Raw genomic sequence first — 22,034 nt, forward strand, 5'->3', positions numbered from 1 at the left:
GCCAAACCGGCGGTGCAGCAACGCTTCACGTCAACATAGGGTGGCCGGTTCCGAAATGCCACGCTGCAAATGATCGGCCAGCAATGTGGCCGGGCGCGACAGATCGCGCGCACGGTGGAGGCGTATGTCCGCCGCCGGCAGCGGCGGCAGGCCGTCGCGCCCCGACAGGACGCGCAGACGAGGGGGCAGAGTGCCGGCTTTCACGACGGTGATCGCGAGACCTTGCGCCGCGATCGCCTCGACCGCGGCAAGCGTCCGGCTAACAAAGGCGAGGCGCCAGGGCCGGCCGGTGGCATCGAGAGCCGCCGTGGCCCATTGCCGGAACAGGCAGCCCTGGGGGTAGAGTGCGACGGACAGCACGCCCTGCGCCAGCGCCGGATATGATTTGGCCGCGGCCCATACCGCCTGCTCGCGCCGCAGCAGCTCGCCCTCGCCGCGTCCTTCCGAATGCATGGCGATGACGAGGTCATAAACTTCGCCGAGCCGGGCCGGCATCGTCGCGGTCAGGCCGGTCTCGATCTCGACCCGGATCTCCGGGTGGCTTTCGGCAAAGCGCGCCAGCAAGGGTGGAATGACGATGGTGCCATAATCGTCCATCACGCCGACGCGGACCACGGCTTCGACCTTGCACGCGCGGAGCGCATCGACCGCCTCTGCGTTGAGGTCGAGAAGCCGCCTTGCATAGACGAGGAGCTCATCGCCCGCCGCGGTCAGCGCGACGCCGGCCCTGGTGCGTTGAAACAGCTTTGTGCGGAGCCGCTCCTCCAGGCGCCTGATCTGGACGCTGACCGCCGATTGGGTCCGGTTGAGGACGTGGGCCGCGCGCGTGAACGAGCGGTGTTCGGCGACGGCTAGAAATGCCTTCAGCAAATCGGGATCGAGAGCCGGTGTGGTCATGACGAAAACTTATCCCAGCATGACGGAAATTCCATTCCCTGTTTCGGCGTGCCTCGTATGCTGCTTGCGAAGCATCAACGGGAGGGAGCGTGGGCGAAATCTCCGGCGTTCTGGCCGCGGTGCTGTCGAGCGGCCTCGGCGGCACCTCAATCGGCGCCACGCGCTATCTGGTGGGCAGCCTCGATCCGCTCGCGATCGGCTCGTTCCGGTTCGGCATCGGCTTTCTCCTGCTGCTGCCGCTGACGCTGCTGCGCGGCGATCGCTGGCCGGAGCGAGCGGATTGGGCTGCCGCGATCGGCCTCGGCCTCCTGTTCTTCGCCCTGTTCCCGATCCTGTTCAATGCGTCGCTGATCTTCACGACCGCCGCGCGCGGTGCGCTCGCCTTGTCGACGCTGCCTCTGCTGTCGCTGGTGATCGGGGCTGCGCTCGGCGCCGAAGCCCTGACTTGGCGCAAATCGATCGGGGTCGTGATGGCGACCGTTGGCGTTGCCGTCGCGTTGCTCTCCGACCTGACCTCGGCGCCATCCGGCGCCTGGCGCGGCGATCTCCTGATGGTCGCGGCGGCGCTGTGCATGGCGCTGTACGGCATCTGGTCAAAGCCGCTGATCCGGCGCTCCGGCCCGATCGCCTTCACGACGATGAGCATGGCTGCGGGCGCGGTTTGCCTGATCCTGCTCTCCTGTCTCCGCGGCAGTTTTGCGCCAGTTGCCGGCTTCGGCGCGCCGCAATGGCTCGCAGCCCTCTATCTCGGCGCCTTCGGCGCAGCGCTGACCTTTTATCTCTGGGCCTTCGCGCTGGAGCGGACGACGCCGACGCGCGTGGCGATCTCGGTGACTGTCAATCCGGTTACGGCATCGCTGGTCGGGGCCTGGCTCCTGCATGAGCCGCTGCGCTGGAATCTGGCGGCCGGCATCGTCGCGGTGTTCGCCGGGATCTGGATCGCGACGACGACGGGACGGCGCGTTGAGGCGGCCGGCGCCTCAGGCTGAACGTCACATCACGCCGGGATCGTCCCCGGATATTGCGTCAGGCCGTCGTCGAGCTTCAGCCAAGCAAGCTTCTCCGAGACCCAGATGTGCTCGGTCGGGGCAAAGGCGTTGCGGTCGTCGAAGGTCGTGAGCGAGACGCCCGCCAGCGTGCCGTTGCGCCGCCAGGCGAACAGGCGCGTGCCGCAACGCTTGCAGAACACGCGATCGATGTGCTCGGACGATGCATAGCGCTCGGTCTCGCCCTCGACCGTCAGTGCGCGCTGGTCGAACTGCGCGCGGGCGAAGTAGGGCGAGCCCATCGCCTTCTGGCAGATGCGGCAATGGCAGATGCGCACGTTGAGCGGTTCGCCCTCCGCCTTGAACCGCACCGCGCCGCACAGGCATCCGCCTTCCCTGATCATGGCTGCCTCAATAGGTTGCGCGTCCGCCCGAGATGTCGAACACCGCGCCGGTCGAGAACCCGCAGTCCTCGGATGCGAGCCAGCTCACCATCGCGGCGAGCTCTTCCACAAGCACGAAGCGCGCTTTCGGGATCTTCGACAGCATGAAGTCGATGTGCTGCTGCGTCATCTGGTCGAAGATCGCGGTCTTCGCCGCCGCCGGCGTCACCGCGTTGACGAGGATGTCATGTGCGGCGAGCTCCTTGCCGAGCGACTTCGTCAGCGCGATCAGGCCGGCCTTGGAGGCCGAATAATGCGAGGCGTTCGGATTGCCTTCCTTGCCGGCAATCGAAGCGATGTTCACGATGCGCCCGTATTTTTGCTTGAGCATCACCGGCACGATCGCCTTGCAGACGATGAAAGGGCCCTCGAGGTTGATGCGCAGCACCTTGCGCCATTCCTCCAGATCGGTCTCCCAGACCGGCTTGTTGACGCCGGCGATGCCGGCATTGTTGACGAGGATGTCGATCTTGCCGAAGGCCGCCAGCGTCGCATCGCGCGCCTGCTCGACGGCCGCGGTGTCGGTGACGTCGACCTTGAAGACGCGGACGTTGTCGCCGATCTCCTTCGCCGTCTTCTCGGCGAGTGCGGCGTCAAAATCCCAGATCGCGACCTTGGCGCCGGAAGCGACGAAGCGCTCGGTGATGGCGCGGCCAAAACCTTGCGCGCCGCCGGTGACGACGGCGACGCGTCCGTTGAGATCGATCTTGTTCATGCCGGGGCCTCTGCCGTCAGAGCATGTAGCCGCCGTCGACGACGAGGTCGACGCCGGTGGTGAAGGCGCTCTCGTCGCTGCCGAGATACACCGCCATGGATGCGATCTCGTCGGCGGTGCCGAGCCGGCCCATCTTCTGGCGGGAGACGAACATCTCCTTGCCCTGCGGTCCATGCGCGGCGGCGCGATCGAGCATCGAGGGCGTCTCGACGGTGCCGGGGCAGATGCTGTTGCAGCGGATGCCCTTGGTGATGAAGTCGAGCGCGACCGCGCGCGTCAACAGCGACACCGCAGCCTTCGACGCGCTGTAGACATAGCGATTGGCCGGCGGCCGCAGCGCGGCGCAGGAGGAAATGTTGACGATGCTGCCGCCGCCGCCCGCGAGCATGTCCGGCAGGAACGCCCTGATGGTCCGGTGCATCGACTTGACGTTGAGGTCGAACGAGAAGTCAAAATCCTCTTCCGAGCACTCCAGGATGGTGCCGTGATGCACGAAGCCGGCCGCGTTGAGCAGGATGTCGACCTTACCGATGCGCTTGGCGAAGGCGTTGACGTCGGCGGTGTTGCGTACGTCCAGCTTTGCGGTCTCGGCGATGCCTTCCTTGGCCAGGCTCGCGATGCCTGACACGTTGATGTCGGTCGCGATCACGGTTGCGCCTTCACGCGCGAATGCGATGGCGCATGCGCGCCCGATGCCTGCTGCCGCAGCCGTGACGATTGCGCGCTTACCCTTGAGGCGGTCTGCCATTTTCTTGTTCTCCTTTGAATTTCTGTCGTCATTCCGGGGCGCGCCTCTTGGCGCGAGCCCGGAATCCATTTTGCGACGGGTTCGATGGCCTGATGGATTCCGGGCTCGCGACTTCGTCGCGCCCCGGAATGACAGTTGTTGCTAATGATTATCCCGCGCCACACCAAAGGTGCCGGCGACGTTCTGGTAGCGCGTGGCGAGCTCCATGCAGGCGCCGGTCGACTGCTGGCCGACGGTGTTGCGATAGATCTCCTGCCACGGCGTCTGGTTCGCCGGATGCTTGAAGCCGCCATTGGCCATCAGCTCGGCGTGACGCTTCTTCACCTCATCGTCCGAAATGAGGATGTTGGCGCTGCCCTTGTTGAGGTCAATGCGCACCTTGTCGCCCGTCCTCAAGATCGCAAGGCCGCCATTGGCGGCGGCTTCCGGCGACGCGTTGAGGATCGAGGGCGAGCCTGAGGTGCCCGACTGGCGGCCGTCGCCGATGCAGGGCAGGGAGTGGATGCCGCGTTTGATCAATGCCGCCGGCGGCTGCATGTTCACGACCTCGGCGCCGCCGGGATAGCCGATCGGCCCGGTGCCGCGGATGAACAGCACGCAGCGCTCGTCGATGTCGAGCGAGGCATCGTCGATCCGCTCGTGATAGTCCTCCGGACCCTCGAATACGATGGCGCGGCCCTCGAAAGCGTTGAGATCCTTGGGGTTGCTCAGGTAGCGGTCGCGGAATTCCTTCGAGATCACGCTGGTCTTCATGATCGCGGAATCGAACAGATTGCCCTTCAGCACCAGGAAGCCGGCGTCCTTCACCAGCGGCTCGTCATAAGGCCGGATCACGTCGTTGTCCGGCGCGGGCGCGTCCTTGCAGTTCTCGCCGATGCCGCGGCCGTTGACGGTGACCGCGTCCTCGTGGATGCGCTTGTGCTTCATCAGCTCGCGCACCACGGCCGGCACGCCGCCGGCGCGGTGGAATTCCTCGCCGAGATAGAAGCCGGCCGGCTGCATGTTGACCAGCAGCGGCACGTCGTGGCCGACCTTCTGCCAATCGTCGATCGACAGCTCGATGCCGATGTGGCGGGCCAGCGCGTTGATATGGATCGGCGCGTTGGTCGAGCCGCCGATCGCCGAATTGATCACGATGCAGTTCTCGAACGCCTTGCGGGTCAGGATGTCCGAGGGTTTGAGGTCTTCCCAGACCATCTCGACGATGCGTTTGCCGGTCTCGTAGGCGATCTGGCCGCGCTCGCGATAGGGGGCGGGGATCGCCGCGCAGCCCGGCAGCGAAAAGCCGAGCGCTTCGGCAAGCCCGTTCATGGTCGAGGCCGTGCCCATGGTGTTGCAATGGCCGACCGAGGGCGCCGAGGACGCCACGATCTCCATGAACTCTTCATAGTCGATTTCGCCCGCGGCGAGCCGCTCGCGTGACTTCCAGACGATGGTGCCGGAGCCGGTGCGCTCGCCGTTGTGCCAGCCGTTGAGCATCGGTCCCCCGGACAGCACGATCGCGGGGAGGTTCACCGTCGCTGCCGCCATCATGCAGGCCGGTGTGGTCTTGTCGCAGCCGGTGGTCAGCACCACGCCGTCGAGCGGATAGCCGTACAGGATCTCAACGAGACCGAGATAGGCGAGGTTGCGGTCGAGCGCCGCGGTCGGGCGCTTGCCGGTCTCCTGGATCGGATGGGTCGGGAACTCCATCGCGATGCCGCCGGCCTCGCGAATTCCTTCGCGGACGCGGTGGGCCAGCTCGATATGGTGGCGGTTGCAGGGCGAGAGGTCGTTGCCGGTCTGGGCGATGCCGATGATCGGCTTGCCGGACTGGAGCTCGGCGCGGGTGAGGCCGTAGTTCAGGTAGCGCTCCATGTAGAGCGCGGTCATGCCCGGATTATGCGGATTGTTGAACCATTCCTGCGAGCGGAGGTGGCGGCGAGCGCCGTTGCCGGCGGGCGCATGTCCATTGGTTGGCTTTTTTGTCATTGGTTTCTCCTGCAATGCAAACGCACTGGCGTCCGTATCATGGGGTCGGCTTGTGCGATGCCCAACGGCGCGAGCGACGATCTGCCTTCCCGTTGGCGGGTCGTTTCCTCACGAATTCGATACTAGTCGTGGCCGCTTGGTAACGCTATCATTTTGTTCGCCGCAGCCGCGCCCGCTTCGGTTGTCCTGCCGTCCGAACGCCGCGCCGACGAGCTTTGCCGCTCGATCACCTTGAAGCCGAGATCGAGCACCGGTTGCTCCGGGCGTCGTCCGTCGATCGCCTCGATCAGCATGGTGGCGGCGGTATTGCCCATCTCGTAGCGATTGGTGCGCACACTGGTCAGGGTGGGGACCGCGGAGGCCATGAATTCGAGGTCGTTGAAGCCGACGATCGCGATCTGCTCGGGGATCGCAATGTCGCGGCGCCGGCATTCGAACAGCACGCCGAGCGCAAGGTCGTCATTGGCGCAGAACACCGCGTCGATGCCGGGCGCCCGCGCCAGCAGATCGGTGAACAGGGCGCCGCCGAGCGTGACCGAGGTCGGCGTCGCCGTCGTGACGACGAGGCGCTGTTCGAACGATCCGGCGTCCTTCATGGCCGCGACATATCCGTCGAGCCGCCGCTGTACCCGCGGGTCCATCCGGGCGCCGACGAAGCCGATCTTGCGGTGGCCTTGAGCGAACAGGTGCGCAACCGCCGCGCGCGCTGCGTCATAGTGGGAAAAGCCGATCATCATGTCGACCGGGTTGGGTCCGATCTCCATGATCTGCACGATCGGGCAGTCGGCCGCCTCCAGCATTGCGCGCGATTCCGCGGTCTGGTCGATGCCGGTGACGATCAGTCCGGCCGGCTTCTGTGCAAGAAACAGGCGCAGCAGCTTCTCCTCCTGGAGAATACTGTAGCGTGTGTTGGACAATTGGATCGAGTACCGGCTGCCTTCGGAGGCGTCATAGATGCCGCGCAGCACGTCCGAGAATACGTTGTTGGTCAGTGACGGAATCAAGACGCCGATCACCTCGGTGCGGTGCGAGGCCAGCGCGCGCGCCGCAAGGTTCGGCACATAGCCGAGCTCCCTGGCCGCGCTCTCGACCCGTGTCCGCTTGGCGACCGACAGCGCCTCGGGATTGCGGAAGAAGCGGGACGCGGTAATCGGGCTGACGCCGGCAAGCTCGGCGACTTCCGCCAGCCGGATCTTGCCTGACTTGGTGCGTTTTCGACCCATTGCTGCTCTTAACACAGTCACTGTCACAAACAAAGGAACGTTGACAGCGCTACCAGCTAGGACTAACCAAAGACAAATTGCCAAAACCGCACAAACTGCCGACAATGTCGCCCGCTAGATCGGGCTTCGTCGGTGAAGTCTGAAAGAACAAGACGGTCGCGGCGCGAGAGGCGTCGTGGACTTTCGAGGAGGGAGCTAGATGTCGTCTGTGCAAATCCGCGACGTGCGGAAATCGTTCGGCAATTTTGAAGTCCTGCACGGCGTTTCAATTCCGATCGAGGACGGCCAGTTCGTCGTCCTGGTTGGACCCTCCGGCTGCGGCAAGTCGACGCTTCTGCGCATGCTTGCCGGTCTCGAGAACATCACCTCCGGCACGATCTCGATCGGCGACCGCGTCGTCAACAATGTCCAGCCCAAGGAGCGGGACATTGCAATGGTGTTCCAGAACTACGCGCTCTATCCGCACATGACGGTCGCCGAGAACATGGGCTTCTCGCTGAAGCTGCGGAATGCGAGCTCCGACGAGATCAACAAGCGCGTCAAGCGTGCCGCCGAGATTCTCGCGCTGGGGCCGCTGCTCGAGCGCTATCCGCGCCAGCTCTCTGGCGGCCAGCGCCAGCGCGTCGCCATGGGCCGCGCCATCGTGCGCGATCCGCAGGTGTTCCTGTTCGACGAGCCGCTGTCGAACCTCGACGCCAAGCTGCGCGTCGCCATGCGCACCGAGATCAAGGAGCTGCACCAGCGGCTGAAGACGACCACTGTCTACGTCACCCACGACCAGATCGAAGCCATGACCATGGCGGACAAGATCGTCGTCATGCATGACGGCATCGTCGAGCAGATGGGCACGCCGCTCGAACTCTACGACAAGCCAGACAACCAGTTCGTCGCCGGCTTCATCGGCTCGCCCGCCATGAACTTCCTGAAGGGTCATGTGCGCGTCAACGGCGTTGCCACCTTCGAAGGACCGAATGGCGTCAAGCTGCCGCTCCAGAACGCGCCGGCGGCTTCCGACGGCCGTCCCGCGGTCTACGGTGTGCGGCCCGAGCACTTCACCATCGCTGACGACGGCGCCGATGCCGAGATCATCGTGGTCGAGCCGACCGGCTCGGAGACGCAGGTGTTTGCCAAGGTCGGCGGCGAGCAGGTCGTGGCGGTGTTCCGCGAGCGCCACCAGTTCAACCCTGGCGACAAGGTCAAGCTGAAGCCCGACCCGTCGCTGGTGCATCTGTTCGACGAAGCGACGGGGAAACGCCTGAACACTTAGCATAAGACAACAAAGCATAAGACAATAAAAAAGCATCACAGGGAGGACGACATGCAAGACTTTACCCGCCGGACATTGCTTCAGGGCGGAACGGCTCTGGCTGCCACCGGCATGCTGACCGGGCCGGCACTGTTCGAGTTCGCGAAGGCCTGGGCGCAGAGCGCACCCTGGAAGGCGGAGCCGGGTGCCAAGCTGACCGTGATGCGGTGGAAGCGCTTCGTGCCGGCGGAGGACGATGCGTTCAACGCGATGGTGGCGGCGTTCAAGGCCGCGACCGGCACCGAGATGAACGTGTTCAGCGAATCCTTCGAGGACGTGCAGCCGAAGGCTTCGGTTGCGGCCAATACCGGCTCCGGGCTCGATCTCGCCTGGGGCCTGCACACGCTGCCGCAGCTGTTCCCCACCAAGGTTCTGAAGATGAACGACGTTGCCGATTATCTCGGCAAGAAATATGGCGGCTGGACCGACGCCGCGGCCGTCACCTGCAAAAAGGATGGCGACTGGCTCGGCATTCCCGTGGCGACCGTCGGCGGCTATCTGACCTATCGCAAGTCAGCCGTCGAGAAGGCGGGCTTCAAGCAGGTGCCCTCCGACTTCCCGGCCTATCTCGAGCTCTGCAAGGCGCTGAAGAAGAACAACACCCCGGCGGGTTTCGCGCTTGGTCACGCTACCGGCGATGCCAACGCCTGGGTCCACAACATCCTGTGGGGCCACAACGGCTGGACCGTCGACAAGGACGACAAGGTCATCATCAACTCGCCGGAGACGGCGAAGGCGCTGGAGTACTGCAAGGCACTGTCGGAGAACTTTATTCCCGGCGTTGCATCCTGGAACGACTCCTCCAACAATAAGGCATTCCTGTCGGGCGAATTGTTCCTGACGTCGAACGGCATTTCGATCTATATCGCTGCCAAGGACGACCCCAGCAAGAAGGACCTCGCCGAGGATATCGACCACGCATTGTGGCCGGTGGGGCCGATCGGAAGACCCACCGAGCTGCAACTCGCAGTGCCGATCCTCGCCTTCAACTTCACGAAGTATCCGAACGCGGCGAAGGCCTTCGTTGCCTTCATGCTGGAGAAGGAGAATTTCGAGAAGTGGCTGACGGGGGCCCGCGGCTATCTCACCCATACGCTGAACGCCTACGATTCGGCGCCGGTCTGGACCGCCGATCCGAAGAATGCAGTCTTCGGTCAGGCCAGCAAGCGCGCGCTGCCGGCGTCGGGCATCGGCACGCCGGGAGAGAAGGCGGCGACCGCGATCGCGGATTTCATCGTGGTCGATATGTTTGCCAACTACTGCACCGGCGCCAAGGACCTCAAGGGTTCGATGGCGGATGCCGAGCGCCAGTTGAAGCGCATCTACCGCGGCTAAGCCGACGCGAGTTACAGCGGGCGGCCGACTGGTCGCCCGCTTTCTCAATCGTATCGGGATACGACCATGGCCGACATTACACTTGCACCCAGGGACGGCGAGCCGAAGGTCGTGGACGTGAGCGCCTGGACGCAGCTCAAACACAACCGCAACTGGCTCGGCTTCTGGTTCATGGTGCCGGCCATGGCGTTCCTGATCTTCTTCCTGGCCTATCCGCTGGGGCTCGGCATCTGGCTGTCCTTCACGGATACCCGCATCGGCAGGGTCGGGCACTTCGTCGCTACCGAGAACTATGAGTGGCTCTGGGACGACTCCATCTTCTGGCTGTCGGTGTTCAACACGCTGCTCTACACCTTCGTCGCCAGCGCCCTCAAATTTGCGATCGGGCTCTATCTCGCGCTGCTGCTGAACGAGAACATGCCGTTCAAGGCGATGCTGCGCGCTATGGTCCTGATCCCCTTCATCGTGCCGACGGTGCTTTCGGCGCTAGCATTCTGGTGGATCTTCGATTCGCAGTTCTCCATCATCTCCTGGTCGCTGAAGCATCTCGGCCTGATCAATCAGAACATCAATTTTCTCGGCGACACGACCTGGGCGCGCATTTGCGTGATCTTCGCCAATATCTGGCGCGGCGTACCGTTCGTGGCGATCACATTGCTCGCAGGCCTGCAGACGGTGTCGCCCTCGCTCTATGAAGCCGCAACGCTCGACGGCGCCACGCGCTGGCAGAATTTCCGCTACATCACCTATCCGCTGCTGACGCCGATCATTGCCGTGGTCATGACGTTCTCGGTGCTGTTCACCTTCACCGACTTCCAGCTGATCTGGGCGATGACGCGCGGCGGCCCGGTCAACGCCACCCATCTGATGGCGACGCTGTCCTACCAGCGCGCGATCATTGCAGGACAGTTGGGTGAGGGGGCTGCGATCTCGAGCGCCATGATCCCCTTCCTGCTCGCAGCAATCATGGTTTCTTGGTTCGGCCTGCAACGCAGGAAATGGCAGCAGGGAGAGAACAATGACTGATCTGCCGACGAGGTCGATTGATCTCAAGGCCGTGCTATCGTCCTCCTCTCCGACGGCGGCGAAGGACGATCATAGCGAGGGCATGAGCTATCTTCAGTCGGTGCCGCGCCGGCTCGTGACGCTGTACCTGCCGCTTACGATCATCGTCGTGGTCCTGTTGTTTCCGTTCTACTGGATGGCGCTGACGTCGGTGAAGCCAGACGAGCAGTTACTGGAACTCGACAGGTTCAACCCGTTCTGGACCTGGAATCCGACTTTCAAGCATTTCCACAAGCTGCTGTTCGAGAGCTACTATCCGTATTGGCTCTGGAACACGATGTACGTGGCGATCTGCGCCACGGTGCTCTCGATCATCGCATCGGTGCTTGCGGCCTACGCCATCGTGCGCCTGCGCTACAAGGGCGCCAATCTCGTCGGCGGGCTGATCTTCCTCGCCTATCTGGTGCCGCCGTCGATCCTGTTCATTCCGCTTGCCACCGTCGTGTTCCAGTACGGCCTGTTCGACTCGCCGATGGCGCTGATCCTGACCTATCCGACCATCCTGATCCCGTTCTCGACCTGGCTGCTGATGGGCTATTTCAAGACCATCCCGTTCGAGCTGGAGGAATGCGCGCTGATCGACGGGGCGAGCCGCTGGCAGATCCTGACCAAGATCGTCCTGCCGCTCGCAATCCCCGGCCTGATCTCGGCCTTCATCTTCTGCTTCACGCTGTGCTGGAACGAGTTCATCTATGCGCTGACCTTCCTGCAATCGACCAGCAACAAGACGGTGCCGGTCGCGATCGTCAACGAGTTCGTGGACGGCGACATCTACCGCTGGGGCTCGCTGATGGCGGGAGCGCTGGCCGGCTCGTTGCCCCTCGTCATCCTTTACGCCTTCTTCGTGGAGCATTATGTGTCGGCGATGACCGGCGCCGTGAAGGAATGATCGCGGTGCCTGCCTTGAGAGCGCGCCAAGTGAACGTGTCAGGAGCGGCACGTTCCGGCCAATAAAAAGGAGTAGGCTCTTGCACATTCTGGTTCTGGGCGCCGCCGGCATGGTCGGCCGCAAACTCTGTGAACGGCTGCTGCGCGATGGCCGTCTCGGCAAGAGCGATATCACCAGGTTGACCATGCATGACGTGGTCGAGCCGAAGAAGCCGGAAAAGGCCGGTTTTGCCGTCGAGACCGTCTCCGGCGATTTCGCCGTGCCGGGCGCGGCGGAGAAGCTGGTCGCCGGCCGCCCGGACGTGATCTTCCATCTCGCTGCGATCGTCTCGGGCGAAGCCGAGCTCGATTTCGACAAGGGCTACCGCATCAATCTCGACGGCACGCGGATGCTGCTCGATGCCATCAGGCTCGTCGGCGGCGGCTACAGGCCGCGCGTGGTGTTCACGTCCTCGATCGCCGTGTTCGGCGCGCCGTTCCCCGACGCGATCGGCGACGAGTTCTTCCACACGCCGCTCTTGAGCTACGGCGCCCAGAAGGCGATCGGTGAATTGCTGCTCGCCGACTATTCGCGCCGCGGCTTCCTCGACGGCATCGGCATCCGTCTGCCGACCATCTGCATCCGGCCCGGCCTGCCCAACAAGGCGGCATCGGGCTTCTTCTCCAACATCCTGCGCGAGCCGCTGGCCGGCAAGGAGGCGGTCCTGCCGGTCTCGGAGGACGTCCGTCACTGGCACGCCACGCCGCGCTCGGCGGTCGGCTTCCTGCTCCACGCCGGCACCATGGACCTCGCCACGGTCGGTCCGCGCCGCAATCTCACCATGCCGGGCCTGTCGGCAACGGTCGGCGAGCAGATCGCTGCGCTGAAGCGCGTCGCAGGTGAAAAGGTCGCTGCCCGCATCAAGCATGAGCCCGATCCCTTCATCGTCGGCATCGTCGGTGGCTGGCCGCGCAATTTCAACGCAAAGCGGTCGCTCGAGCTCGGGTTCACCACCGCCGAGAAGACCTTCGACGACATCATCCGCATTCACATCGAAGACGAGCTCGGCGGCAACTTCGTCGCCTGACGGTGGCGATGAACAGCGTGGATATCATGATGGCGAGCGTTGCTTGCATCGGTGAATGCATGGTCGAGCTCCGGCAGGCCCAAGGTGGACCCTCCACTGGACAGTCTGCCGGGCAGGGCGGCGGCCTGTACTCACGCGGCTTCGGCGGCGACACCCTCAACACTGCGGTGTATCTGGCGCGGCTCGAGGTCAAGGCCGATTACCTGACCGCGCTCGGTGACGATGCCCTGAGCGAGGAGATGATCGCGGCATGGAATGCGGAGGGCGTCGGGACCCGCCGTGTCGTGCGGCTGCCGGGCAAGCTGCCCGGCCTCTACATGATCCAGACGGATGCGAACGGCGAGCGCCAGTTCTTCCACTGGCGCGACAGCGCGGCTGCGCGCCAGCTCATGAACCTGCCGGAGACGGACGAGCTGCTCAACTCGCTGATGAGCTACGATGTCGTCTACCTCTCCGCGATCACGCTCTCGATCTACGACGCATCAGGACGCGAGCGCCTGTTCGCCGCGATCAAGCGGGCGCGCCTGCTCGGCACCCGCTTCGTGTTCGATACGAACTTCCGCGCGCGCGGCTGGCCCGATCGCGACATCGCGCGCGAGGTGTTTGGCGTCGCGTTTGCGACCGCCGACATCGTGCTGACCTCGACCGAGGACCTGCTCGCGCTCTATCCCGGCGAAAGCCACGAGCAGCTGATGGCGCGCATCCCCACACCCGAGCTGGTGTTCCGCCTGGCCGAACCCGTCAGCCTGCTGCGCTTTGCCGGGGGGGCGAGCGAGGTCCGCGCCGAGCCGATGACCAAGCCGGTGGTCGATACTACCGCGGCCGGCGACAGCTTTGCCGCCGCCTATATCGCCGCCCGGCTCGCCGGTTCCGAGCCGGTCGAGGCGGCCCAGGCCGGCCATCGCCTCGCCAGCCTGGTGATCTGCTATCCCGGCGCCATCATTCCAGGCTATGCCATGCCACCGAAGAAACGCCACCGGCCGGCGACCACGCGTCAAGCGACAAAATAAAGAAGCGACAACGATGACCACGACCGCCCAACAAAACCACCTTGCCGCGCTGTTCAAGGCTGCGACCGTTATTCCCGTGCTCACCATCGAGCGTATCCAGGATGCGGTGCCGCTGGCGAAAGCGCTGGTTGCCGGCGGCGTCCGCACGCTGGAGGTGACCATGCGCACCCCCGTTGCGATCGAGGCAGCACGGGCGATGATGGCCGAAGTCCCGGAAGCGGCGGTCGGCATCGGCACGATCCTCAATCCGGCCGACTTCGTCCGGGTCGAGAAGCTTGGCGTCGCGTTCGGCATCAGTCCGGGCCTGACCCCCGATCTCCTCAAGGCTGCTGCCGACAGCTCCTTGCCGTTCGCGCCGGGCATCGCCACCGCCTCCGAGCTGATGATGGCGCTGGCGCATGGCCTCGACGTCGCAAAGTTCTTCCCGGCCGAGCAGGCCGGCGGCATCAAGGGCCTGCGCGCGCTTGGCGGGCCGTTCCCGAACGTGCGGTTCTGCCCCACCGGCGGCGTCGGCGAAGCCAATGCGGCGACTTGGCTGGCCGAGCCGAACGTGGTGGCGGTCGGCGGTTCCTGGCTGTGCCCGACCGCGGAGATCAGGGCCGGGAACTGGGCCGGCATAACTGCCATCTGCCAGCGCACCCTCAAGGCCCTGAAAGCCGCGTGAAGTCTTGCCATCCTTGGGCTAAGACTTAGCTCAGGGAGAGACCCAGGGAGAAAAGACCATGACCGCCAGCATCGTCGGATGGGCGCATACGCCGTTCGGCAAGTTCGACACCGAAACCGTCGAAAGCCTCGTCACCCGCGTGGCCAACGAGGCGCTGGCGGATGCCGGAATCTCGGCCGGCGACGTCGACGAGATCGTGCTCGGCCATTTCAACGCCGGCTTCTCGCCGCAGGATTTTACCGCCTCGCTGGTGCTCCAGGCCGACCCGAAACTGCGCTTCAAGCCGGCGACCCGCGTCGAAAACGCCTGTGCCACGGGGTCTGCCGCCGTGCACCAGGGCCTGCGGGCGATTGCCGCAGGTGCGGCCAAAATCGTCCTGGTCGTTGGCGTCGAGCAGATGACGCGCACGCCTGGCCCCGAGATCGGCAAGAACCTGCTCAAGGCGTCCTATCTGCCCGAGGACGGTGACACCGTCGGCGGCTTCGCCGGCGTGTTCGGCAAGATTGCCAGCTCCTATTTCCAGAAATACGGCGACCAGTCCGATGCGCTGGCGCTGATCGCGGCCAAGAACCACAAGAACGGCGTCGCCAATCCGTTCGCCCAGATGCGCAAGGATTTCGGCTTCGAGTTCTGCCGGGCCGAGAGCGAGAAGAACCCCTACGTTGCCGGCCCGCTGAAGCGCACCGACTGCTCGCTCGTCTCCGACGGCGCTGCGGCGCTGGTGCTGGCCGATGCCGAGACCGCCAAGGGCATGACCAAGTCGATCGGCTTTCGCGCCACCGCGCATGCTCAGGACTTCCTGCCGATGTCCAAGCGCGACATTCTTCAGTTCGAGGGCTGCACGGTCGCCTGGCAGCGCGCGCTGGAGAAGGCGGGCGTTACGCTTTCCGATCTCTCCTTCGTCGAGACCCACGACTGCTTCACGGTTGCCGAGCTGATCGAGTACGAAGCGATGGGCCTGACGCCGAGGGGGCAGGGCGCCCGGGCCATCAAGGAAGGCTGGACGCTCAAGGACGGCAAGCTGCCGGTCAATCCCTCCGGCGGTCTGAAGGCCAAGGGCCATCCGATCGGCGCCACCGGCGTGTCCATGCATGTCATGACCGCGATGCAGCTCGCCGGCCAGGCGCCCGAGGGCATGCAGCTCAAGAACGCCAAGCTCGGCGGCATCTTCAACATGGGCGGTGCGGCGGTCGCCAACTACGTGTCCGTGCTGGAGCCGCTGAAGTAGGTCTTGTAGGGTGGGCAAAGGCGCGCTTGCGCCGTGCCCCCCTTCTTTCCTTTGCGCCAGATCATGGTGGGCACGCTTCGCTTAGCCCACCCTACGGCTCCTGAGGATTTGCGGAAAAGCATCATGAGCAACAGCTACGAAGACTCACTCTCTATCGAGGCGCTCAACGATCGCATCGCGATCCTCGAGGACAATATCAGGCAGCTCATCGAGCAGGCCGCGGCCGCCTCGGGCGAGCAGAACGAGTCGCGGATCGCCGACCGCATCAACCAGCAGAACGATGAGCTCGACCGCCTCATCAAGATCCGCGATTCCCGCCAGAAGAAATAGCGGCCGCATCGCCGCGCATGCCGCCATACGCCGTCCGGCCTTGCGCCTCGGACATCGCTGCCGTTAGCTGGACCGAATTCGCAGGGCTCACCTGGGCCCGCGCAATCGGGAGCGAACGGATGGGACCGCTGCAGGGCATCAAGGTCGTCGACATGACCACCGTGCTAATGGGGCCCTACGCGACCCAGATGCTCGGCGACTACGGGGCTGACGTGATCAAGGTGGAGTCGCTCGACGGCGACGTCACCCGCCTGATCGGTCCGATGCGGCACGCCGGCATGGGCCCGGTGTTCCTCAACACCAACCGCAGCAAGCGCTCGATCTGCCTCGACCTGAAGAACCCCGCGGGGCGCGAGGCCGTGCTGCGCCTGCTGAAGGACGCGGACGTTCTCGTCTACAACGTCCGCCCGCAGGCGATGGCGCGGCTTCAGCTCGGCTACGATGTCGTTTCCGCAATCAATCCGCGCCTGGTCTATGCCGGCGTGTTCGGCTTCGGCCAGGACGGGCCCTATGCCGCAAAGCCCGCCTATGACGATCTGATCCAGGGCGCGACCGCGCTGCCCGCGCTGATGGCGCAGACCGGCGACGGTGTGCCGCGCTACGTGCCGAACGCGCTGGTCGACCGCATCGTCGGTCTCACCGCCGTCGGCGCGATCTGCGCCAGCCTCGTGCATCGCGACCGCACCGGCCGCGGCCAGCGGGTCGACATCCCGATGTTCGAGACCATGGCCGGCTTCGTCATGGGCGACCACATGGGCGGGCTCACCTATGAGCCGCCGCTCGACAAGGGCGGCTACGCCCGGCATCTGTCGCGCGACCGCCGGCCTTACAAGACCTCGGACGGCTATCTCAGCGTCATCGTCTACAACGACAAGCAGTGGGAAAACTTCTTTCACGCGACGGGCCGCGTCGATCTGCGCGCCGATCCCAAATTCGCGACCTTCGCCGGCCGTGCCGCCAATATCGACGTCGTCTATGCCGAGCTCGCGCGCATCTTCGAGACGCGCACCACCGCGGAATGGATCGAGTTGCTGACCAGGGCCGACGTGCCTGTCATGCCGATGCACGATCTCGCCTCGATGCTGCACGACGAGCATCTGGAGGCGACCGGCTTCTTCCCGGTCGTGAACCATCCGACCGAAGGCCCGATCCGCAGCATGAAGGTGACGGCGACTTGGTCGGAGACGGAAGCGGAGCCTGCGCGGCTGGCGCCGCAACTCAACGAGCACGGCGCGGAGGTTTTGCGCGAGATCGGCTATTCCGCCGACGAGATCGCCGCCATGGTCCGCGACGGAGTGACCCGTGCAGCGCCGGAATAAGGGGAAGTGATGGCAATGACTCTCTCATCCGTCATTCCGGGGCGCGACGAAGTCGCGAGCCCGGAATCCATAACCACCATCGTGAGTATGGATTCCGGGCTCGCGCCCGACGGCGCGCTCCGGAATGACGAGGAGGAGAGAGCATGAGCTTCATCACCGGCGTCGGCCTCACGCCTTTCGGCAAGCACGAAGGTTCGTCCTCGCTCGACCTGATGAGCAAGGCCGCGCAAGACGCGCTGGACGATGCCGGGCTCGATCGGGCCGAGATCGATGGCATCCTCTGCGGCTATTCGACGGTCTCGCCCCACATCATGCTCGCCACCGTGTTTGCCGAGCATTTCGGCATCCGCCCCGCTTACGCCCACGCCGTGCAGGTCGGCGGTGCCACCGGGCTTGCGATGACGATGCTCGCCCATCACCTGGTCGAGGCAGGTGTCGCGCGCCACGTGCTCGTCGTCGCGGGCGAGAACCGTCTCACCGGGCAGAGCCGCGATGTCTCGATCCAGGCGCTGGCGCAGGTCGGTCATCCCGATTACGAGGTGCCGCTCGGCCCGACCATTCCCGCCTATTACGGTCTCGTCGCGAGCCGCTACATGCACGAATATGGCGTCACCGAACAGGACCTCGCCGAATTCGCGGTGCTGATGCGCGCCCATGCCTGCACCCATCCCGGCGCCCAGTTCCACGATCCCATCAACGTTGCCGACGTCATGGCCTCCAAGCCGGTGGCGATGCCGCTCAAGCTGCTGGACTGCTGCCCGGTGTCGGACGGCGGCGCCGCCTTCGTCATCAGCCGCGAGCGGACGGGTGAGGCCGGCGTCCGCATCCGCGGCTGCGCGCAGGCGCATACCCATCAGCATGTCACGGCCGCGCCCGGCTTGAGCGAGCTCGGCGCCGAAATCTCCATCGCCCGCGCCAAGGAGACCACGGGCTTTGCGATCTCCGACGTGCGCTACGCCGCGATCTACGACAGCTTTACCATCACGCTCGCCATGCTGCTGGAAGATCTCGGCCTTGCCGGTCGAGGCGAAGCGGCCGCACGCGTCCGCGCCGGTCATTTCGGCCGCGACGGCGCGATGCCGCTCAACACCCATGGCGGCCTGCTCAGCTACGGCCATTGCGGCGTCGGCGGCGCCATGGCGCATCTGGTCGAGGCGCATTTGCAGATGACGGGGCGGGCGGCGAATCGGCAGGTGCGCGATGCCTCGATTGCGCTGCTGCACGGCGACGGCGGCGTGCTGTCGTCCCATGTCAGCATGTTTCTGGAGCGGGTGCGATGAGCGAGCGTCTGGCGGACTGGACCAAGGGCGAACAGGCCATCACGTACCAGTGCTGCACCTTGTGCGGGCACCTGCAGTATTTCCACCGCACGTTCTGCGCAGCCTGCGGCGCGTCCGGCCCGCGCGAGGTCCGCGCCAGCGGCAAGGGCAGGGTCTACGCGACCTCGCTGGTCTGCCGCGCCGCCACGCCCGAGACGCGTGCGCATGTGCCCTACAACATCCTGCTGGTCGACTGCGCCGAGGGTTTTCGCATGATGGCGCATGGCGAGAAGGATCTCGCCATCGGCGACGAGGTCACGGCGAGCTTCGCGCCGTTTGCCGGAAAGCTCGTGCCGTTCTTCGCGAAAGGAAAATAGTGGGATTCGTCATTCGGGGGCGGTCCTGAGAGACCGAGCCTGGAACGGGAATTCTGGGCCTGGCTTGTGCGAGGGCCACCCCGGAATGACGAAAACTCTCACACAACTCTGACTAACGCCCGTAGAACAAAATGCTGGCGATGACGAGCATCGCCGTCACCGCCAGCATATGCGCGAGCGCTCCCGAGGCCGCCCCCTTGGTGGCTTCCTTCATGCCTTTTCTCCCTAGACTTGGGCGTGACTCATCCATGCGCGTCGAGCGCAAAGACGGCCAATTGTTTTTACTCGGAACACCCCTTGCGAGTATTCACCGCGCTTTGTCCCCACGCAGCGAATATCGACTGTGCCAAGGTCGATCAGCAATGCGGCGGCATTTTGACTCGATAATGTTGCTCCTGAGGTTGCGCGCGCATAGAGTTTCCCGGGACTTTCGCCGCTAACGACAAAAAGCATTAAAGGCCCAAGGCAAAAACCCAGGAAAATCATGGCCCGTATCCTCTACAGCGACCCGATCAAGGCATCCGATCGCACCCGCGAAATTCTTGACAAGAACCGCAATGCCAACATCTTCCGCATGATGGCGCACTCGCCGAGCTATTTTGAGCAGTATTGCCGCCTCGGCGGTGCCATCCGCCACAAGGGCGAGCTCGACCCCATCCTGCGCGAACTCGCGATCACGCGCACCGGCATTCTGTGCGAGGCGCCCTACGAGATCGTCGCGCACCAGCGCATCGGCAAGAATGTCGGCGTCACCGACCAGCAGAACGAGGCGCTCGAGAACTGGCAGGCCGCGAGCTGTTTCGACGAGACGCAGCGTGCCGCGCTCGCCTTCACCGACGAGATCGTGAAGCTGAACAAGCCGACGGATGCGACCTTCAAGGCGATCGCATCAAAACTGACGCCGGCCGCACTGGTCGAGCTCCAGCTCTCGGTCGGCTTCTACATCATGACCTCGAAATTCCTGGAGACGTTCGAGATCGATCTCCAGCCGGTCACGGAAGTGGTAGGCTGATCGAGGCTTACAATGAGGATGCTCATGACGATCGATGAATATGCCGCCTGGGCTGCAACGATTGCGAAGGTCGATGAGCGTCCCTCCAACGAACGGCTGGCCTATCTGGGCCTCGGCCTTGCCGGCGAATCCGGCGAGGTGGCCGAGCACATCAAGAAGCTGCTCCGCGACGACTGGCTCGACCAGGCTGGCCTCGTCGATGAGCTGGGTGATGTCATCTACTACTGGGCCTGCCTGTGCGTGGCGACGGGCCAGCAACCATCCGAGCTGCTCAAGGCGAGTGCAGCCAAGATCAAACGGCGGCTGGGCGAGGTGGCGAGCCGCTAGGCCGCTCACGTCGACGTCAAAATATCCACCTTGGCATTGGCGACGATCAGGCGATCGGCCAATAACTGTGCCAGGTTGCGCATGATGCGTTCGCTGGCGTGCGGGTGCTGCTTGCGGAAGCGCTCGAACGCTTTGAGCGGCGCCTCGAACGCGGTCGCCGCCATATCCGCGAACACGTCGGCCGAGCGGGTGGTCTCGATCAGGGCCATCTCGCCGAAGGCCATGCCGGCGGTCAGCGTCGCCAGCCGCACGCCGTCGGGCAGCGTGACATGCACCGCGCCGCTGCGCAGGAAGAACAGGGCATCGGCGGGATCGCCTGTCGTGAGGATCTTTGCGCCGGACTGATAGGTCCGGATGGTGCAGATCGAAGCGAGGTCCGTCACCTCTTCCGCGCTCAGTCCTGCAAGCAGCGGCTGCTCGGCAAGCTCGGTGGTCTCGTGGAAATCGATCGAGCCGCCATAGCGATAGACGATCTGGTCTTCGGCCCATTCGATCGCGGTATCGAGCAGATAGAAGTCGCGGACGTTCTTCAGCTCCGCGGTCCATTCCCGCAGCGTATTCCATTCCTTCGAGGCTCGCCTGACGCCTGACAGCACCACGGTGACATTCAGCGCGGCGAGCTCCTCGAAGGCCTCGGCCACGAGCCGCGCGCCGGCCCGCGTTGTCGAGGTGACGCGGTGAAGGTCGAAGATCACGAATTGCGGCCGCGGCCGCCCGGCGAGCCGGCGCGAGACGTAATCGACCGCCGACAGCGACAGCGTGCCGACCAGCTCGATCACCCGCACCTCCTGCTCATGCGCGGAAAGAATCTCGCGCTCCTGCGGACGGCGGACGCGCCGCGACGGGCTCTTGCCGATGTCGTAGTCGGCGATGACGGCATTTCGCGCGTCGTCGCTGCGGTTGAGCATGTGCAGATCGTAATGCGAGGACAGCGCCTCGCAGACCTTGATGCCGCGCACGCTGTTGCCGTGCTTGTCGAGCCTTGGCGAGTAGCTGCCGAGCCCGAGGCGGGCGGGCAGGGCGGCAAGGATTCCGCCGCCGACGCCGCTCTTGGCGGGAATGCCGATCCGGTAGATCCATTCGCCGGCATAATCGTACATGCCGGACGAGGTCATCACTGACAGCGTGCGCGAGATCGCGTAAGCGCTCAGCACCTGCTCGCCCGTGACCGGATTGATGCCGCGATTGGCGAGCGTCGCCGCCATCACCGCGATGTCGCGCGCGGTGACCAGCACCGCGCATTGCCGGAAATAGACGTCGAGCACGCCGGCGACATTGTCCGAGATCACCGCATTGGTCTTGAGCAGATAGCCGATGGCGCGGTTGCGATCGCCGGTCTGGCTCTCCGAGCTGTAGACGGCTTCGTCCACCGCAAGATCGCGCCCCGCAAAGCGGCTGAGCGCGAGCCGGATCTGCTCGAACGCCTCGGAGCCCTTGCTGTCGTAGATCAGCCCGGTGCAGGCGATCGCGCCGGCATTGACCATCGGGTTGAACGGATGATTGTCGGAATTGAGCCGGATCGAGTTGAAGGGATCACCCGAGGGCTCGACGCCGATCGCGCTCTCCACCCTGTTGGCGCCGAGCAGGTCCAGCGCGAGTGCGAACACGAACGGCTTTGACATCGACTGGATGGTGAAGGGCACCCTGGAGTCGCCGACCTCATAGACATGGCCGTCGAGTGTCGCGAGGCTGATGCCAAAATGGGCAGGGTCGGCCTTGCTCAGCTCGGGAATGTAATCGGCGACATGGCCCGAGGTCTCGGCCGAGAATTCGTTGAGGCAATTGCCCAGAAACCGCAGCAGGGGCGGTTTCGAACGGGTCCAGGCGGAGGCGAGAGGCAAAAGCGGTGTCATTGCCTCCCTTG

23 protein-coding genes are annotated in these 22,034 nt (G+C 64.6%); 15 read left to right on the top strand and 8 right to left on the bottom strand.

Features of this window, described 5'->3' with window-relative positions:
- Positions 1-30: 30 nt before the first annotated feature.
- Complete coding sequence (locus QSV46_RS02770; protein WP_314945972.1) at positions 31-897, bottom strand: LysR family transcriptional regulator; 867 nt, start codon at positions 895-897, stop codon at positions 31-33.
- Between the two features lie 89 nt (positions 898-986).
- On the opposite strand from QSV46_RS02770, the gene QSV46_RS02775 reads away from it, so the two are divergent.
- Positions 987-1,886 carry a DMT family transporter gene (locus tag QSV46_RS02775; protein ID WP_314945973.1) on the top strand — a complete coding sequence of 300 codons (900 nt, stop codon included), beginning with the start codon at positions 987-989 and terminating at the stop codon, positions 1,884-1,886.
- A gap of 8 nt (positions 1,887-1,894) precedes the next feature.
- Here QSV46_RS02775 and QSV46_RS02780 read toward each other — a convergent pair whose 3' ends face one another.
- The 5 genes from QSV46_RS02780 to QSV46_RS02800 form a co-directional block, all read right to left on the bottom strand.
- Complete coding sequence (locus QSV46_RS02780) at positions 1,895-2,287, bottom strand: GFA family protein (protein WP_314945976.1); 393 nt, start codon at positions 2,285-2,287, stop codon at positions 1,895-1,897.
- Positions 2,288-2,294: 7 nt separating this feature from the next.
- Entirely contained in the window at positions 2,295-3,041 is a 747-nt protein-coding gene (locus QSV46_RS02785) for an SDR family NAD(P)-dependent oxidoreductase (protein WP_314945979.1), read from the bottom strand.
- 16 nt (positions 3,042-3,057) lie between these two features.
- The gene (locus QSV46_RS02790) at positions 3,058-3,789 is read right to left on the bottom strand and encodes an SDR family oxidoreductase (protein ID WP_314945981.1); all 732 of its coding nucleotides are present in this window, start codon (positions 3,787-3,789) and stop codon (positions 3,058-3,060) included.
- Between the two features lie 141 nt (positions 3,790-3,930).
- On the bottom strand, positions 3,931-5,760 hold the full coding sequence (locus QSV46_RS02795) for an IlvD/Edd family dehydratase (protein ID WP_314945984.1): 1,830 nt from the start codon (positions 5,758-5,760) through the stop codon (positions 3,931-3,933).
- Positions 5,761-5,882: 122 nt separating this feature from the next.
- Positions 5,883-6,983: a LacI family DNA-binding transcriptional regulator gene (locus tag QSV46_RS02800; RefSeq protein ID WP_314945986.1), complete on the bottom strand. Its 1,101-nt coding sequence runs from the start codon at positions 6,981-6,983 to the stop codon at positions 5,883-5,885.
- A 199-nt stretch (positions 6,984-7,182) separates the two neighbouring features.
- On the opposite strand from QSV46_RS02800, the gene QSV46_RS02805 reads away from it, so the two are divergent.
- The 12 genes from QSV46_RS02805 (at position 7,183) to QSV46_RS02860 (ending at position 18,831) form a co-directional block, all read left to right on the top strand.
- Entirely contained in the window at positions 7,183-8,250 is a 1,068-nt protein-coding gene (locus tag QSV46_RS02805; RefSeq protein ID WP_314945989.1) for a sn-glycerol-3-phosphate ABC transporter ATP-binding protein UgpC, read from the top strand.
- 51 nt (positions 8,251-8,301) lie between these two features.
- Positions 8,302-9,624 carry an ABC transporter substrate-binding protein gene (locus tag QSV46_RS02810; protein ID WP_314945990.1) on the top strand — a complete coding sequence of 441 codons (1,323 nt, stop codon included), beginning with the start codon at positions 8,302-8,304 and terminating at the stop codon, positions 9,622-9,624.
- A 66-nt stretch (positions 9,625-9,690) separates the two neighbouring features.
- A complete protein-coding gene (locus QSV46_RS02815; protein WP_314945993.1) occupies positions 9,691-10,650 on the top strand; it encodes a sugar ABC transporter permease in 960 nt (319 codons plus the stop codon).
- Positions 10,643-11,578: a carbohydrate ABC transporter permease gene (locus QSV46_RS02820; RefSeq protein WP_314945996.1), complete on the top strand. Its 936-nt coding sequence runs from the start codon at positions 10,643-10,645 to the stop codon at positions 11,576-11,578. Before QSV46_RS02815 ends, QSV46_RS02820 begins: the two co-directional genes overlap by 8 nt.
- Before the next feature lie 79 nt (positions 11,579-11,657).
- Positions 11,658-12,644 (top strand): D-erythronate dehydrogenase, encoded by a 987-nt coding sequence (gene denD / locus QSV46_RS02825; protein ID WP_314945997.1) that lies wholly within the window; start codon positions 11,658-11,660, stop codon positions 12,642-12,644.
- Between the two features lie 29 nt (positions 12,645-12,673).
- Entirely contained in the window at positions 12,674-13,654 is a 981-nt protein-coding gene (locus QSV46_RS02830) for a sugar kinase (protein WP_314946478.1), read from the top strand.
- Between the two features lie 13 nt (positions 13,655-13,667).
- Positions 13,668-14,318: a bifunctional 4-hydroxy-2-oxoglutarate aldolase/2-dehydro-3-deoxy-phosphogluconate aldolase gene (gene eda / locus QSV46_RS02835; protein WP_314945998.1), complete on the top strand. Its 651-nt coding sequence runs from the start codon at positions 13,668-13,670 to the stop codon at positions 14,316-14,318.
- A gap of 58 nt (positions 14,319-14,376) precedes the next feature.
- Positions 14,377-15,546, top strand: coding sequence for an acetyl-CoA acetyltransferase (locus tag QSV46_RS02840; protein ID WP_314946002.1), 1,170 nt, complete (start codon positions 14,377-14,379; stop codon positions 15,544-15,546).
- Positions 15,547-15,669: 123 nt separating this feature from the next.
- Positions 15,670-15,876: a hypothetical protein gene (locus QSV46_RS02845; RefSeq protein ID WP_314946004.1), complete on the top strand. Its 207-nt coding sequence runs from the start codon at positions 15,670-15,672 to the stop codon at positions 15,874-15,876.
- A gap of 119 nt (positions 15,877-15,995) precedes the next feature.
- Positions 15,996-17,195 carry a CoA transferase gene (locus QSV46_RS02850; RefSeq protein ID WP_314946007.1) on the top strand — a complete coding sequence of 400 codons (1,200 nt, stop codon included), beginning with the start codon at positions 15,996-15,998 and terminating at the stop codon, positions 17,193-17,195.
- Positions 17,196-17,338: 143 nt separating this feature from the next.
- Positions 17,339-18,475, top strand: coding sequence for a thiolase family protein (locus tag QSV46_RS02855; RefSeq protein ID WP_314946008.1), 1,137 nt, complete (start codon positions 17,339-17,341; stop codon positions 18,473-18,475).
- Positions 18,472-18,831, top strand: coding sequence for a Zn-ribbon domain-containing OB-fold protein (locus QSV46_RS02860; protein WP_314946009.1), 360 nt, complete (start codon positions 18,472-18,474; stop codon positions 18,829-18,831). The genes QSV46_RS02855 and QSV46_RS02860 overlap by 4 nt, the downstream gene beginning before the upstream one ends.
- A 225-nt stretch (positions 18,832-19,056) precedes the next feature.
- Here QSV46_RS02860 and QSV46_RS02865 read toward each other — a convergent pair whose 3' ends face one another.
- Complete coding sequence (locus QSV46_RS02865; protein ID WP_314946012.1) at positions 19,057-19,317, bottom strand: hypothetical protein; 261 nt, start codon at positions 19,315-19,317, stop codon at positions 19,057-19,059.
- On the opposite strand from QSV46_RS02865, the gene QSV46_RS02870 reads away from it, so the two are divergent.
- The gene (locus tag QSV46_RS02870) at positions 19,316-19,843 is read left to right on the top strand and encodes a carboxymuconolactone decarboxylase family protein (RefSeq protein WP_314946015.1); all 528 of its coding nucleotides are present in this window, start codon (positions 19,316-19,318) and stop codon (positions 19,841-19,843) included. The genes QSV46_RS02865 and QSV46_RS02870 overlap by 2 nt on opposite strands.
- A 24-nt stretch (positions 19,844-19,867) precedes the next feature.
- Complete coding sequence (locus QSV46_RS02875) at positions 19,868-20,170, top strand: nucleoside triphosphate pyrophosphohydrolase family protein (protein WP_314946018.1); 303 nt, start codon at positions 19,868-19,870, stop codon at positions 20,168-20,170.
- A 5-nt stretch (positions 20,171-20,175) separates the two neighbouring features.
- Here the strand turns inward: QSV46_RS02875 and glsA are convergent, their stop codons facing one another.
- Complete coding sequence (glsA, locus tag QSV46_RS02880) at positions 20,176-22,023, bottom strand: glutaminase A (RefSeq protein WP_314946019.1); 1,848 nt, start codon at positions 22,021-22,023, stop codon at positions 20,176-20,178.
- Between the last annotated feature and the right edge of the window lie 11 nt (positions 22,024-22,034).

The organism is Bradyrhizobium cosmicum, assembly GCF_032290525.1.
GTDB lineage: Bacteria > Pseudomonadota > Alphaproteobacteria > Rhizobiales > Xanthobacteraceae > Bradyrhizobium > Bradyrhizobium cosmicum_A.